Consider the following 14,835-nt stretch of genomic DNA (forward strand, 5'->3'; position numbering starts at 1 on the left):
CATTAAAACCAGCATTCAGACTACAAAGCTCTGCAACAACCAAAACGCGCCGTTTTGGTGTTAAGTCTATACACATTCAATAATCAAGGAAGATTAATGACTAAATTCTTCACCCTCTCAACTCAATTCAAACAAACTATTATTGCTAGCATGATTTGTATCGGCTCCCTTAACCTGAGCGGCTGCGCAAACACAGCAGAAGGCGCCGGAACAGGCGCTTTGGCAGGCGCTGCTGGCGGTTTAGTCTCAGGCTTAATTTGGGGCGGCGATCCTTTGGAATCGGCCGCGAGAGGCGCAGCGGTAGGTGCAGCATCAGGCGCTGCAGTAGGGGCAGTGCAAGATGCTAAACAAAGCTCTTCGGAGGAAGCACCACAACAAGCTAGTGAAAACAGCTCCAATCAACTACCAAGTAAAGAACAGCTTATTGCCGCTATTGGCGAACCAGCTGTTGACGGCATAGTTGCATTAGCTAAATGTGATTACTCTAGCGCTTTAAGTAAAGCTAAGTTATCCAAGGCCGCCAGCGAGCCGCATTACCAAGAGGCAGGTGTATGGCTTGAAGCCCTAAGCTACGCAGAGACTGGGGATGTTGATAAACTAAATGCTAGCTACGCAGAAATTATCAAGCTGGATAAGCAAGTAAGTAATGTACTTGAAGCCCAAACCGAGTTGTCGGAAAGCTTAGGTAAACTGAAACAGATTAGAGTTGAGCACAACCTGCCAGAAAGCTGCTCGTAGTTTCAACAGGTACTTTAACAATCTGAAAAAATAGCTCTAAAAGGGATAACTATGTAGCTAGCGCTTCAAGCCTAAAGCTAATTATAAACAAGAAAGCAGTCGAAGATTAAGTTCGATAAAGCACTTTAACAACATGCCAGCCGTGCTTAGTTTTTACTAGGTGCGGCACAAGTATTTCGCCACTAAAGCATACCTTATCAAACTGCGGCACCATTTGCCCGCGCCGAAACTCACCTAAGTCACCGCCCTTTTTTCCTGAAGGACAAGTAGAGTACTTTTTAGCTAAGGTTTGAAATTTCGCGCCCTTCTTAAGCTGCTTGATGATATCTTCAGCTTGCTCTTTATGTTTAACCAAAATATGTAAAGCTGCTGCCGTTCTAGCCAAAATAATACTCTCTTTAAAAAACCAACAATGTACCTAAATTCCCTTCGTCGATAAACCTTAATATAGCCAATTAAGCATGATTGCCATGCCTAACTTCGGTCACAAAACAAACAAGCGAGCTGGAAACACGATACGATGCTTTCAGCATAAAAGCTCTAATGATAAGCTGTAACTCACTAACTATCCTAGGCAATGGAAATGCGCTTAAGTAAATTATTATTACTAGTCTTTTTAGCTCTTCAAATTCTCGGCTGCACCCAAGACTATAAGAGCGGTAAAGAGCTCATCGACATCGCCATTAACGGCCTTCCCGACTCTCACTTAACAGAAGAAGAACGCCTTTCCTTAGGTTTTGCAGCAATATACGTTAAGTATGGTCAGCACCCCAAAACCTATATTGCGTTAGCTAAAGCAATTAAAGATGAAAGAATATGGGCAGCAAGTGATGGTATAACCATCGTTACCCGTTATGGTCAGATCGTACGTACCGATGGACTACCCTTCTCCAGCAGCGGTGTTTACTTCACCCAAGAAAACCCGTTTGAAATTGGTCTACTGTCAGTAAGCCAAGATACGGTTTATTCTGCAAAACGAGACTTTATTAGTGAAGGCATGTTTGGCGTAACTAGTCATTCGCGCTTCTCCATCGAAGAGTCATCCAGCCACTTTGTTGCTGGAAAAGAGCGACAGCTACAAAAAGTCACCGAATATATACACATCCCCGACTTAGAATTTCAGGCTGAAAACCACTATTGGGTAGAACAAAACAACAATAAGCAAATCGTTTGGCGCTCCGAGCAACAATTAGGCCCCGCCCAACCCAGATTGCTTTTAGAAAGCTTATTACCTTACTTCGATGACATTTAGTAAATAATGCGAACAACCAAGGAAGATCTAACCATGCGCATAAAGCGTAACGCCGCTTCAAAAAGTATTCTCCGATCTAGCAGCAAACTGTTTAGTCAAAGAGCTTTTGGCATCTGGTGCCTAATATTATTCGCAAGTTCCAGCTTGGCCAACGAAGCACAAGTAGCGGACAAACCAACCATTTCTGTCGTTGTTGAACAAGGTCATTTGCCAAGTAAAAGTTACTCCCTTGAGCAAGGAGCCCGCTTAAGTAACCTGCTTACACAGATAAACCTGAGCAAAAATGATTACTGGTATGCGACTGCGTGGTTAAGAAAAAACAACAAGCTTAATTATCAACATAAGAAAACCGAGCTTACAGCACTCATATCAGAACAGATTAGGCTCAAGAATAAACACCAACAGCAATGGCAGCAGGTACTAGAAAATGTATCGGCGATTAAACCCAGTGACCGCTTCGTCACACCGGTTCACCCAGATAGAGTGTTTGCCGACAAACAGTCAAACTTTCTGCTGCAAAACGGCGATACTTTGCTCATACCCTCTCGCCCTAACTTCGTGGCTATTGTTGGATTTACCGAACAAACCCAGCAGCCTCATAATGCCACTCAAGATCTTTTGCAGTATCTTGAAAACAGCTCAGCGCTATCATTAGCAGATAACAGTTATGTTTGGCTTATTAAGCCCGATACAAGCATTGAAAAATTGCCTATAGCGTATTGGAATAAACGAGAGCCTAGGTTTATTGCCCCTGGCAGCACACTTTATGTGCCAGCAAAAGAACAAACATTTAGCAACGATTACCAAGCCATTAACCAGCTCTACCTTGAGCTCTTACAAAACCAGATAATAGGATCAAGCCAAGGTGAGTAAACCATTACTAAATAGTCGAGCACTCAGCCAGCTAACACTTGCAGTGATCAGTGCTTTATATTCTCAAAACCTTTTAGCTGCGCCTACCCAGTCTGACTACGGCGGAGTAGGCTTAATGCAAATGCCTACCGCGCGTATGAGTCCAGAAGGTGAGTTCGCCTTTAATGTAAATTACGTAGACCCTTATATTCGTGGCGCGATTGCAGTAACCCCCGTTCCTTGGTTCGAAGGCGTTATTCGCTATACAGCCGTTGAAAACCGATTGTATAGCCCCTACCCCGGCTACAGCGGTGATCAAAGTTATAAAGATAAAGGCTTCGACGCCAAGTTTCGTTTATGGGAAGAGTCTTACTACGTTCCAGAGCTCGCAGTGGGTTTTCGTGATATAGGCGGTACCGGGCTATTCTCTAGCGAATACTTTACTGCAAGCAAACGCTGGGGGGATTTCGATTTCACTTTAGGTATGGGCTGGGGTTACTTAGCTAATGGCAGCAGCACTAAAAACCCTTTTTGTGCGGTAAAAGAAGGTGCGTGCAATCGCCCAGGTTGGACACCAAGCGATAGTGATAGAGGCGGAAAAGTAGGCTTTGAGAACTTCTTCCGCGGCGAGTATGTGGGCTTGTTTGGCGGTGTGGAGTATCAAACGCCAATTGAAGGTTTAAGCTTAAAGCTGGAATATGATTCCAACAATTATCAAAACGAAGCTTTAAATAATCAATTTACCCAAAGCTTACCGATTAATGTTGGCGCTGTATACGCATGGGGAGACTACGTAAACCTCAATCTCGGCTACGAGCGGGGTAACACCTTAATGGCAGGCATTACCATTCGGACCAACTTCCAAACGGTGCCTAACCAAATCAAGCTAGACGCGCCACCCGAGGCAATAGAACAAGCAACTAACGAGAATTCAGAGTACATCCCCGACGAACTCGCCGTTGCCTTATCAGATAGTGCAGGATTAGATGCCAGCCAAATTGTAGTTAGCGAACAGTCGGTCACGGTAACAGGCCAACAAAGTAAATATAGAGATAGAAAAGACGCCGATGATCGAATAGCTAGAGTGTTGCATAATCGATTACCCGAGTCAGTGAATGAGTTTACGGTAATAGAAACCAATGAAAGCATACCGCTCTACCAAACAAGCCTTGACCGAAAAGCCTTTCTTCTTGAAGCGAACAACCAACTTGAGCCTGGTGAGAATACCGAGTTTGTAAACTCAGGCCCAGTTACAGAACAAAAATTACAGGGAGAAGTTAGCACAACGGATATAGAGCCCACACCCTATAACGTTTCTCTCTATCCTGGTCTAACACAAAGCTTTGGTAGCCCAGAGACATTTTACTTTTATGCCATTTCACTGCACTTAGCGGGTGAATATCAACTTAGCGATAAATTAAAGCTAGATGGTATTGCATCATGGACTGTAGCCAGTAACTACGACAAGTTTAATTATACGGTTGATGACACTACAGGTGCTATCCCACGTTCACGAACCTACATTAGAGAGTACTTAACAGCTAGTGACGTTGGTATATCTAACCTTCAGCTCACCTATTTTGATAACTATGGCAAAAACCTTTATGCCCAATATTACGGCGGTTATTTAGAGTTTATGTATGGCGGTGTGGGCGGTGAAGTACTCTACCGGCCATTTAATAGCTCAGTAGCGCTAGGCGTTGACTTAAACCGCGTAAAACAACGAGAGTTTGATAGAAAGTTTGGTTTTAGAGACTATGAGGTTACCACTGGCCATGCAGCTCTTTATTGGCAGAGCCCTTGGTATAACATCAATACACAGCTCTCTGCAGGCCAATACCTATCTGGCGATAGAGGCTTTACCGTAGACCTATCAAGAGAGTTTGATAACGGTACTATTGCCGGCATATTTTTCACCAAAACCAACGTGAGTGCTAAAGATTATGGTGAAGGCAGCTTTAACAAAGGGTTCTACATTAAAATTCCTTTCGACATGATGCTTACACGTTCTAGCACCAAGTATGCTGCGTTTAATTGGACCCCTCTCACCCGAGATGGCGGCCAAAAGCTAATACGTAAATACAGCCTTTACGACATAACAAAACCTAAGGGTAAAAATAGTGTATCCACTCACTTTGAGTAAATAGCTTTAAGCAACAAAAAAGGCGCTTGTAGTGGTCAACTAAATTTGGCCACCCCGTTATAAATTTTAAAGTATTGCAGCTCAGTTTTCGAAGGCGAAACTCCACCGTTATGCTGATGCGGTCTATGCCGATTGTAATAGCCAACGATGTATTGCGTTATTGAACTTGCTGCCTCAGTTAATTTCTTATATCCAACTCTGGGCATCCATTCTGTTTTGAAGCTCCGAAAGAATCTCTCCATGGGGCTATTATCCCAGCAATTGCCCCGTCGACTTAAGCTCTGGCGTATGCCATAACGCCAAAGTTGCTGCCTGAATGATTGACTCGTGTAGTGACAACCTTGGTCACTATGAAATAACAACTTACTTGGGCGTTGTCGGCTTTCAAATGCCATCCTCAATGCCTTTTTTGTTAGCTCACTATTGGGGCTGGAAGATGTGGCCCAGCCAACCACCTTACGAGCATATAAATCCAGTACGACTGCGAGATAAAGCCACTTTGAGCCCGTCCATACATACGTGACATCACCGCACCATATTTGGTTGGGGGCGTCTGGAGCAAATTGACGCCCCAATACGTTAGGAATACTCAGGTGCGCTCTCTCAGCCTTAGCATATTTGTGAGTAGGTAATTGTCGACTCACAAGTCCTTCTTGTTTCATCAACTTGTTGACCAACCATCGGCTCACTTTAAAGCCTGAAGTTGCCAATAACGACACTAAGGTTCGTTCACCCGCTGAACCATGGCTAATACCAAACCAGCGCTTTAATTCAGCAATCAGTTTCACACGCTGAGGTTGGAGTGTTGGTGGGTGCTTGTGCCAATATTTGTAGCTACTGCGATGAACGCTAAACAGACGACATAACCGTGCTACACCCCAGCTCTCTTGAAGGTTGCTAATCAGCGAATACCTTTGATGGAGTCCTGCATCAAGAGAGCTGATGCCTTTTTTAGAATTAAGTTATCCTCTTCAAGTCGTTTTAGCTTGCGCTCAAGTTCACGGATTTTCAGTTGGTCTGGTGTCAGAGGGGTTGCTGATGAAAGTTTTCCGTTGCGTTCTTCCCGTAGCTGGCGAGCCCATTTATCAACGGTAGACTTACCCAGTCCTAAGTTGTCAGCGACATCTCGAATGGTACGCCCTTCATCTACAATTTGTTGAGCAACTTCTAGTCGAAACTCAGGTGAGTATGTTGGTCTTGTACGTTTTGTCATAAATTTTCCTACCTAATGATGGTGATGATATCACCTCTAATTAGGTGGCCAAATTCACTATGCCACTACACTACTGCGCCTTTTTTGGTTTATTCACTGGCAACGATACTAATCGCTACCAAATAGATCGCGGGTATATACTTTATCAGCTACATCTTTAATATCATCAACCATGCGGTTAGCGATAATTACATCACAACTTTGTTTGAATTCTTCTAAATCGCGATACACCTTTGAGTGGAAAAACTCATCTTCTTCCATCACTGGCTCATAAATCACAACTTCAATACCCTTAGCTTTAATGCGCTTCATAATGCCTTGAATACTCGAGGCTCGAAAATTATCGGAGCCGGACTTCATAATTAGGCGATACACCCCTACTCGCGTTGGATTGCGCTTCACAATGGATTCGGCGATAAAATCTTTGCGGGTAGTATTAGCATCTACAATCGCACCAATAATGTTGTTTGGTACTTCTTTATAATTTGCCAGCAACTGTTTAGTGTCTTTAGGCAGGCAGTAACCGCCATAACCAAAAGAAGGGTTGTTATAGTGATTGCCAATGCGCGGGTCTAAACCTACCCCTTCAATAATGTGGCGGCTGTCTAAACCATGGGTTTCGGCGTAAGTATCTAACTCGTTAAAGTAAGCTACGCGCAGCGCTAAATAGGTATTAGCAAATAATTTTATTGCTTCTGCCTCGGTGGAGTCGGTTAGCAGTACGTCGATGTTTTCTTTTACGGCGCCCTCTACCAACAAATCAGCAAACACTTGCGCACGTTCAGACTCTTCACCCACCACAATACGAGAAGGATGCAAGTTATCGTGCAAGGCTCGGCCTTCACGTAAAAACTCCGGAGAGAAAATAATATTATCTACACCAAACTTTTCACGTACAGATTTAGTGTATCCCACCGGCACGGTTGATTTAATCACCATCACCGCTTGCGGGTTTATCTCTAACACATCACTAATTACCGCTTCTACAGACTTTGTATTAAAGTAATTAGTCTCTGGGTCGTAATCGGTAGGCGTCGAAATAATCACATAATCCGCACCGGCATAAGCCTGCTGCTTATCGAGCGTAGCGGTAAAGTTAAGCGTTTTGTTGGCTAAAAAAACTTCAATTTCAACATCAACAATCGGCGATTGTTTGTTGTTAAGCATGGCTACTTTTTCAGGGACAATATCCACAGCCACCACCTCGTGGTGCTGTGCAATCAACATAGAGTTGGACAAACCTACATAGCCGGTGCCGGCAACTGCAATTTTCATGGGTATTGTTCCAATAATAAATTATAAAAGAGTAATCACTTTAGTTAGGGCTGCACGCCAATCACTGGCTACTACACCCCAAGCTTTTTGCATAGTGCTACAATCCATTACCGAGTAACTAGGACGAGGGGCAGGCAATGGATAATCTTCAGTCTTAATGGCGTTTAACTTCGCCGCGCTGCCTAGCTTACCTTGAGCCAAGCCTTCGGCCAAAATCGCTCTGGTAAAACCATGCCAAGAGGTAGGTAAATCACCACAATGGTGGTAAGAGCCCCAAGCTGTTTTACCTGCGCTAATTTGTTCACAGCAGTGCAGAATTGCCGCCGCTAAATCACCCGCATAGGTAGGGCAGCCGTATTGATCGGCAATTACGCCCAGCTCTTCTCGCTCTGCCGCTATGCGCAGCATGGTTTTTACAAAATTATTGCCATACTCCGAGAATACCCAAGCGGTGCGAATAATTATATGTTCTGCCAATGTATTGCGTACCGCTTTTTCACCTTGCCATTTGGTTTCTCCATATACGCCTAGCGGTTTAGCGGGTTGATTAGGCAGATAAGGAGTCGTAGCTGTACCATCAAATACGTAATCGGTAGATACATGAATCATAGGAATAGCAGCATTTTTGGCTGATTTAGCCAGGTACTCTGGGCCTTTTGCATTAATGGCCGTTGCTAGTTCTGCTTCGCTTTGGGCTTTGTCAACCGCCGTGTGAGCAGCAGCATTTACAATAATATCCGGCTTAGTATTAGCAACAAAATCGATTACGGCTTGCTGGTTGGTAATATCCAAATCTTGGTAGTCGGTAGCAATTACTGTAAATAGCGAGCTGTTTTTGGCAAGATCTTGCAGACAAGAGCCTAGCTGCCCATTGGCACCAGTGAGTAATATTTTCATTATGAAAAAAGCTCCTTTAGGGCTAAACCCTGCTTGTCTTTATCCGACAACTTAACATCTGAGGTTGGCCATATTATACCTACATCGCTGTCATCCCAGGCTAGGCAAGCTTCGTCGCTAGGATCATAATAATCGGTACATTTGTACTCAAAATCTGCTACATCACTAGTTACTACAAAGCCATGAGCAAGCCCAGGTGGCACCCAAAACTGGCGCTTGTTGTCTTCACTTAACTCTACCCCTGCCCACTGCCCAAAGGTTGCAGAGTTCGGACGAATATCTACCGCTACGTCAAATACGCTACCACGCACTACCCGCACTAACTTGCCTTGCGGTTTGCTCTTTTGAAAATGTAAGCCGCGTAATACGCCCTTAGTAGAGCGAGAATGATTGTCTTGCACAAAATCTACATCAATATTCAGCGCCGTTTTATAACGCTCCGCTTGGAAGGCCTCTAAAAAAAAACCGCGGTGATCACCAAATACTTTAGGTTCAATAATCTTTACATCGGCTATACAGGTATCTATAACATTCACGTTTGGCGCCCTTAATCGAATGTTTGCTTAACAGTTAAGCTTGATGTTCATTTAACAAACGTTGTAAGTATTGGCCGTAACCGGTTTTTTTAAGCGAGGTAGCTTGTGCTTGCAGGCCCTGCTCACAAAGCCAGCCCTGGTTAAACGCAATCTCTTCTAAACACGCTACCTTTAAACCTTGACGGTGCTCAATAGTTTGCACGTATTGGCCTGCTTCTAACAGCGAATCATGGGTGCCGGTATCTAGCCACGCAAAACCGCGCCCCAGCAACTCAACCTCTAATTCACATTTAGCCAAATACGCCATATTTACATCTGTTATTTCTAACTCACCGCGCGGCGATGGCTTAATGGCTTTAGCAATCTCTACTACGCGGTTATCATAAAAATACAAACCGGTGACTGCGTAGTTTGATTTAGGCTGTGCTGGCTTCTCTTCAATGCTTAAAGCCTTGCCCTGTTTATCAAACTCCACCACACCAAAACGCTCTGGGTCGGTAACATGGTAACCAAATACGGTAGCGCCAGAGGCTTTACCAGTAGCCTTTAATAACTTATTACTAAAATGCTGGCCATAAAAAATATTATCACCCAAAATTAGTGCGACATTATCATCACCAATAAATTGCTCACCAATTATAAAGGCTTGGGCTAGGCCATCTGGGCTCGACTGCTCAGCATAACTCAAGTTAATACCAAATTGGCTACCATCGCCCAGCATTTTTTGATAATTGGGTAAATCTTCTGGAGTAGAAATAAGCAAAATATCTTTAATGCCAGAGAGCATTAATACCGAGATCGGGTAAAAAATCATCGGCTTATCGTAAATCGGCAATAACTGTTTAGAGGTACCCATAGTAATAGGATGCAAGCGGGTACCACTGCCGCCGGCCAATACAATCCCTTTGTAGGGTTTAGCACTGCTGTTATTCATAAATGGCTCCTAGCCCAATCGCTCTAAACGGTAATCACCACTTAGCACATCTTGCCACCATTGCTGATGATTTAAATACCACATAACCGTTTTACGAATGCCAGTTTCAAAGCTTTCTTCTGGCGTCCACCCTAGTTCTTTGGCAATTTTAGAGGCATCTATCGCGTAACGCGCATCATGCCCTGGGCGATCTTTAACAAAAGTAATTAGATCTTCAAACTTACTATGCCCTGCCGCAGCTAACTTAGCTTTAGCATCCTTAGGGGCTAGCTCTTCTAACAAGCTACAAATAGTGCGTACCACATCTATATTGGTTTTTTCATTGTGGCCGCCAATATTATAGGTTTCCCCTACTTCACCGGTAGTTACCACCTTATATAGTGCACGTGCGTGGTCTTCAACGTAGAGCCAATCACGTACTTGTAAACCATTCCCATAAATGGGCAACGCTTTAGCATCTAAGGCGTTTAAGATAACGTGAGGGATTAGCTTTTCTGGGAAGTGATAAGGCCCATAATTGTTAGAGCAATTAGTTATAACAACCGGCAAGCCGTAGGTACGATGCCAAGCACGCACCAAATGATCACTAGAAGCTTTTGAGGCTGAATATGGAGAACTAGGCGCATAAGGCGTGGTTTCTAAAAATAAATCGTTAGTGCCTTCTAAATCTCCATACACTTCATCGGTAGAGATATGATGGAAGCGAAAATTGGCTTTGGCTTCTCGCTCAAGCCCCATCCAATACTCGCGTGCAGCCTCTAACAAGTTGTAGGTGCCTACGATATTGGTTTGGATAAACTCGCCTGGGCCCTCTATAGAACGGTCTACATGACTTTCTGCCGCCAGGTGCATTACCGCTGTTGGCTTAAACTCGGCGAAGGCTTTAACCATTGCCGCTTTATCGCAAATATTCGACTGCAAAAATGTATAACGCTCATTATTTGCAACCGTATCTAACGACGCCACATTACCCGCATAAGTAAGTGCATCTACATTCAATACCGTATCATTGGTATTCTCAATTATGTGGCGCACCACCGCGCTGCCTATAAATCCGGCGCCGCCGGTTACTAGTAACTTATTCATTTAATCGATCACTTAACATTGAAAAGCGAATTATTGCGAAGCTACTGGATAATAGCAAATCATACGACTTTTAATAAATAGACTGAATAACTGATCTACTATTCTAATTTTCAAAAACATATCCCCCAGCATTTTACGCACCATAATTTAAATTCGAATGTTGTATAGAGTACTGGAGCGAAATCTGTAGTGTAGACGATAATATTGGCAGATGATCTCATCTGCCAATTTACCTAGCACTAGCCCTCATCAGTAAATGGTTACTTTTCGGCTACGTTCCATCGGACTCAATCAACGAAAAAACGCTCCTTTCCCGCTCGATACAAAAACAGAAAACCTAGCAATTACTCGTTGGTTCGACTATTAAAGTACCTAACCAACATGTTTTGCAAAAACTTTAACCAAATCAGCAGCCGTAGAATCTCTGTTGAACTTGGGCGCAGCCTCTATACTGCTAGTTCTAACCTGCTGATATAGGTCTTTATCTTTATGGAACCTCAAGATTGCGGCTGTAATTTGATCCACATTTTCGCTTTCAACAACCACCCCTGAATTGGTTTCGCGAATAATGGCTGTTGCTTCCCCTTCTGGCACGCTCATGATGGTTGGTATCCCCATCCCCATACATTCGAATATCTTAGACGGGATCACTGTTCTAAAAAGATCGCTGTTGACAAGAGGTACCAAAGATACATCACAAAGTGACCAAAGTTTTGGCATCATCTCTTTAGGCTGCCTATCAATTAGAACTACATTCTTTAGTTGCTTTTTCTCAACAAGGTCTACAACATTTTGCCTTGCCGCACCACCACCAGCAAACATCACTCGAATGTCATCATAAATTTGCAAACGTTCTGCTACATCAACAATATGCTCCAGACCATGCGCCATACCATGAGTACCAATGTAACCAGCTACGAACTTATTTTCTAAGCCATACTTAGTCGCAAAATCATGAGCTTTTGCATCTGATGGCTCGTACTTTGTCAAGTCAACACCGTTTAGGACGATATCAATTTTGTCACCGTCGATACCACGCTTAATCAACTCATCTTTAAAAGAATGAGTAACAGACACTATCGAATCAGCTCTTCGATACAAAAACAATTCAATCTTTTCGAGCATGCGAATTACGAAACTATCCTTCATCGCTCCAACAGCAGTGATTGATGCCGGCCAGATATCTCGAAGTTCGAACACAAATGGCTTTCGTTTGACGGCCGACAAAGCCCACCCAGCAATAGCACTGAAAAACTGAGGTGACGTCGCAACGATAACATCTGGCTTTTTCTGAAACAGACCAGCGATAAATCCAGTCACCATGAATGACATGAAATCCAAAATACGCTTAACAAAACCCTCATTTGCAGTGATGAAAGTTTTCACTCGAACTACATCGATACCGTCCAACTGATGCGTTTGATACCAAGCATTCTTGTAACCTTCAAATACCCTTCCTTCAGGAAAGTTTGGTGCGCAAGTAACGACAGTGACCTTGTGCCCAGCTTTAACCCAACGGATTGCATGTTCATAGGTTCTCGTTGCAGGAGCATTGCCTTCGGGCGGAAAATTATCAGTTAGGAAAATGATTTTCATACTTTAATTGACTTCTAATAGGTGCAAAAAGTCTTTAGATATTGCAGATGGTGAGTATTCTTCTAACACTAGTTTACTACCTAAACAGTTAGAAACCTCATTTAAGTCTATCGACCCCTTATGATTGGCAAATATTTGACAGCGATTAGATTCTTTTAAAAACTGATAAACTCTATCCTTTTCATCTTCAACTAGAGCTAATATAGGCTTATCTGTACCAAAGTAATCATAGAGCTTTCCAGGAATCTGTGTGGTACCAGACTTATTTCCTATATAAAGGAGTACATCCGCCTCTCGGTAAGCTCGGAAAACTTCGGAAAGTTGAACCTCTCCAAAGTAGCTCGCAAAATCACATGACTCTAAAGTGCTTAACTGGGCCTCCGATAATTTACCAAAGATTTTTAACCTATACTTAAGAGCACTAGACGTCTGATTAAACGAACTTATTGAGTCGAGCAATGGAGTAATACTTCTGCCTTTCAAGACACCGGTATAAACGATGTTTATGGTCAATTTAGATTTAAATGAAGGTGATGTTACGGAGCGCAGATAACTTCTAGGAATATAAAATGCTTTGCTTTTTATAGATGGGTATATATTTCGCATAAGCTCTAATGTTGGCAATGATACATAAAAAATTTTGTCAGCTTGTTCCAAAAACCTCTTTTCATAATAACTTGCTCTTAATCCATCAATAATCCCATTGGTATTAACATCACTTTGCCAGGGGTCTCCCCAAATCTGAGCCCATTTAACTGAGCAACTCTTAATGAGCTTTTCAGCAAGAAAATGAGAGGATTTTGTATCAGAAGAGCTAATTACATAATCAAAACTACCTGGGTCTATAGAGTGTTTACTCTTTAACCACAAAATATCTACCGAAGGGAAAAAAAACAACTTTTTAATATACTTTTTAAAGATATTTTGACTATTAACTACCCCTGATGAGCCACCCGTATAACTTGAAGGAACAAAGTCAGAAATCAGTTTAACATCACATTCAATGAGCTTTATTTTGGGATCTAAGTTTGCGACTAAGAAATCATCAAGTACTTTAGATGGATAACGTATAGTTAATACAGTAACATCATTACCTAACTCGGCTAGTCCATTAACTAGAGCCATATTTCTTATAGAGGCCGAACATGAACGCTTTCTAAAAAGACTAGTTATATATAGAATTTTCTTTCTCATTTTTCCATGACTCGCTGATAAAGCGCAAACAACTTGTGCTCTTCAGAGCTATGCCAATTATAAGTGTTACGCACAAAGTCTAAAGAATCTTGCTTAAAAGCATTATACTTATCTCGGTTAGTAAACAATTCTATAAGACTTTGAGCAAGAGAATCGAGCTCTTTGTTTACATCAAAAAAAACACCGAGCTCCCTATCGTCAAAGTAACTTTTCCAGACGTCGAAATCGGATGCTACAAATGGCACACCACAGGACAAGTACTCAAATATTTTATTGGGGCAAATATCTGCATAATCAGCTACATCATTGAACAAAATCAAACCCAAGTGTGATTGTTTTAAAATATCAAAGGCCCTCTCCTGTTCTAACACTCCTAGATATGACACAGCCCTATTTCCCACTAATTCTCTTTGTAAATCAGATACAGAAAGTCCATTAATAACAGGTCCAATTAATGTTAGCTTTGTGGGATGACGTCGATTCATTTTTTCGGTTAGCTTGAGCATGTTGCCCAATCCTCGATCTTCACTTATCCCACCAATAAATATCAGCTTGATGATTTTTGAATTATCATCTAAGGCTCTACTTGCGACCTTTTGAGTTGCAACCAAAGGGGCATTATCTATTAACGTAGATGAACAAAACTTCTTTTCTTGCGATTTTTGAGTCACGATAAACCCATCGCATACATTGTGCAAAAATAATTCTAAGCTACTCACTAAAAAAGACAATGGGCGACGTAAAGCTTGAGGAACCCATCCCCTAACTAAAACCTTCCTTGAAAAATCTTCATGAGTGTCGTATATCACCTTCTTGCGTAATAATTTAAGAACCATTGCAATAAAAATAGTATCAGGGTTGTGCAAGTGATATATATCTGCATTAAATCTTAAAATACGATACAAAATATAAGGTTGTAAAAGAAATCGCTGAAAGCGACTTTTGTATTTAAGTTCGAGCTTTTTCACTCTATCTAATAGGACTTCATTTTCCGGAGAAGAACTGGCTTGTCCAACCAAGAAAAAACTAGTATATGGAAATTCACTCAATAATGAGGAAAATTCTTTTCTATAAACTCTAATGTCTGTGAACTTATGAACAGGACTCAGAATACAAATT

14 protein-coding genes are annotated in these 14,835 nt (G+C 42.3%); 4 read left to right on the forward strand and 10 right to left on the reverse strand.

Annotation, left to right across the window (positions count from 1 at the left end):
- The first annotated feature begins 96 nt into the window (after positions 1–96).
- Positions 97–738: a glycine zipper family protein gene (locus K5609_RS13280; RefSeq protein ID WP_221074077.1), complete on the forward strand. Its 642-nt coding sequence runs from the start codon at positions 97–99 to the stop codon at positions 736–738.
- A gap of 106 nt (positions 739–844) precedes the next feature.
- Here the strand turns inward: K5609_RS13280 and ppiC are convergent, their stop codons facing one another.
- Positions 845–1,123 (reverse strand): peptidylprolyl isomerase PpiC, encoded by a 279-nt coding sequence (gene ppiC, locus K5609_RS13285; RefSeq protein WP_152781237.1) that lies wholly within the window; start codon positions 1,121–1,123, stop codon positions 845–847.
- A 198-nt stretch (positions 1,124–1,321) separates the two neighbouring features.
- Here ppiC and K5609_RS13290 point away from each other — a divergent pair, with 198 nt between their 5' ends.
- The 3 genes from K5609_RS13290 to K5609_RS13300 all read left to right on the forward strand — a co-directional run bounded on the left by K5609_RS13290 (position 1,322) and on the right by K5609_RS13300 (position 4,985).
- Complete coding sequence (locus K5609_RS13290) at positions 1,322–1,990, forward strand: YjbF family lipoprotein (RefSeq protein ID WP_221074078.1); 669 nt, start codon at positions 1,322–1,324, stop codon at positions 1,988–1,990.
- Positions 1,991–2,134: 144 nt separating this feature from the next.
- Positions 2,135–2,863, forward strand: coding sequence for a capsule biosynthesis GfcC family protein (locus tag K5609_RS13295; RefSeq protein ID WP_221074079.1), 729 nt, complete (start codon positions 2,135–2,137; stop codon positions 2,861–2,863).
- Positions 2,856–4,985: a YjbH domain-containing protein gene (locus tag K5609_RS13300; protein WP_221074080.1), complete on the forward strand. Its 2,130-nt coding sequence runs from the start codon at positions 2,856–2,858 to the stop codon at positions 4,983–4,985. The genes K5609_RS13295 and K5609_RS13300 overlap by 8 nt, the downstream gene beginning before the upstream one ends.
- A gap of 35 nt (positions 4,986–5,020) precedes the next feature.
- Here K5609_RS13300 and K5609_RS13305 read toward each other — a convergent pair.
- The 9 genes from K5609_RS13305 to K5609_RS13345 all read right to left on the reverse strand — a co-directional run bounded on the left by K5609_RS13305 (position 5,021) and on the right by K5609_RS13345 (position 14,765).
- A protein-coding gene (locus K5609_RS13305; RefSeq protein ID WP_425514823.1) for an IS3 family transposase occupies positions 5,021–6,198 on the reverse strand; the annotation gives its coding sequence in 2 pieces (ribosomal slippage) (positions 5,021–5,928 and positions 5,928–6,198; 1,179 coding nt in all).
- Between the two features lie 108 nt (positions 6,199–6,306).
- Positions 6,307–7,473 (reverse strand): nucleotide sugar dehydrogenase, encoded by a 1,167-nt coding sequence (locus K5609_RS13310; RefSeq protein ID WP_221074082.1) that lies wholly within the window; start codon positions 7,471–7,473, stop codon positions 6,307–6,309.
- A 21-nt stretch (positions 7,474–7,494) separates the two neighbouring features.
- Positions 7,495–8,370: a dTDP-4-dehydrorhamnose reductase gene (rfbD, locus tag K5609_RS13315; protein WP_221074083.1), complete on the reverse strand. Its 876-nt coding sequence runs from the start codon at positions 8,368–8,370 to the stop codon at positions 7,495–7,497.
- Positions 8,370–8,906, reverse strand: a complete 537-nt coding sequence (gene rfbC / locus K5609_RS13320) for a dTDP-4-dehydrorhamnose 3,5-epimerase (RefSeq protein WP_221074084.1) — start codon at positions 8,904–8,906, stop codon at positions 8,370–8,372. Before rfbC ends, rfbD begins: the two co-directional genes overlap by 1 nt.
- A 34-nt stretch (positions 8,907–8,940) precedes the next feature.
- On the reverse strand, positions 8,941–9,840 hold the full coding sequence (rfbA, locus tag K5609_RS13325; RefSeq protein ID WP_221074085.1) for a glucose-1-phosphate thymidylyltransferase RfbA: 900 nt from the start codon (positions 9,838–9,840) through the stop codon (positions 8,941–8,943).
- Positions 9,841–9,849: 9 nt separating this feature from the next.
- Positions 9,850–10,926, reverse strand: a complete 1,077-nt coding sequence (gene rfbB, locus K5609_RS13330; RefSeq protein ID WP_221074086.1) for a dTDP-glucose 4,6-dehydratase — start codon at positions 10,924–10,926, stop codon at positions 9,850–9,852.
- A 372-nt stretch (positions 10,927–11,298) separates the two neighbouring features.
- The gene (locus tag K5609_RS13335) at positions 11,299–12,522 is read right to left on the reverse strand and encodes a glycosyltransferase family 4 protein (RefSeq protein WP_221074087.1); all 1,224 of its coding nucleotides are present in this window, start codon (positions 12,520–12,522) and stop codon (positions 11,299–11,301) included.
- Positions 12,523–12,525: 3 nt separating this feature from the next.
- The gene (locus K5609_RS13340; protein WP_221074088.1) at positions 12,526–13,716 is read right to left on the reverse strand and encodes a glycosyltransferase family protein; all 1,191 of its coding nucleotides are present in this window, start codon (positions 13,714–13,716) and stop codon (positions 12,526–12,528) included.
- Positions 13,713–14,765, reverse strand: coding sequence for a glycosyltransferase (locus tag K5609_RS13345; RefSeq protein ID WP_221074089.1), 1,053 nt, complete (start codon positions 14,763–14,765; stop codon positions 13,713–13,715). The genes K5609_RS13340 and K5609_RS13345 overlap by 4 nt, the downstream gene beginning before the upstream one ends.
- Positions 14,766–14,835: the final 70 nt, after the last annotated feature.

This window comes from Agarivorans aestuarii (genome assembly GCF_019670125.1).
Lineage (GTDB): Bacteria > Pseudomonadota > Gammaproteobacteria > Enterobacterales > Celerinatantimonadaceae > Agarivorans > Agarivorans aestuarii.

What these genes read in the sequence shown, in the direction of transcription:
- K5609_RS13310 (WP_221074082.1), bottom strand. Translation starts at nt 7,473, where the DNA reads ATGAAAATTGCAGTTGCCGGCACCGGCTATGTAGGTTTGTCCAACTCT.
- rfbD (WP_221074083.1), bottom strand. Translation starts at nt 8,370, where the DNA reads ATGAAAATATTACTCACTGGTGCCAATGGGCAGCTAGGCTCTTGTCTG.
- rfbB (WP_221074086.1), bottom strand. Translation starts at nt 10,926, where the DNA reads ATGAATAAGTTACTAGTAACCGGCGGCGCCGGATTTATAGGCAGCGCG.
- K5609_RS13340 (WP_221074088.1), bottom strand. Translation starts at nt 13,716, where the DNA reads ATGAGAAAGAAAATTCTATATATAACTAGTCTTTTTAGAAAGCGTTCA.
- K5609_RS13290 (WP_221074078.1), top strand. Translation starts at nt 1,322, where the DNA reads ATGCGCTTAAGTAAATTATTATTACTAGTCTTTTTAGCTCTTCAAATT.
- K5609_RS13335 (WP_221074087.1), bottom strand. Translation starts at nt 12,522, where the DNA reads ATGAAAATCATTTTCCTAACTGATAATTTTCCGCCCGAAGGCAATGCT.
- rfbA (WP_221074085.1), bottom strand. Translation starts at nt 9,840, where the DNA reads ATGAATAACAGCAGTGCTAAACCCTACAAAGGGATTGTATTGGCCGGC.
- K5609_RS13280 (WP_221074077.1), top strand. Translation starts at nt 97, where the DNA reads ATGACTAAATTCTTCACCCTCTCAACTCAATTCAAACAAACTATTATT.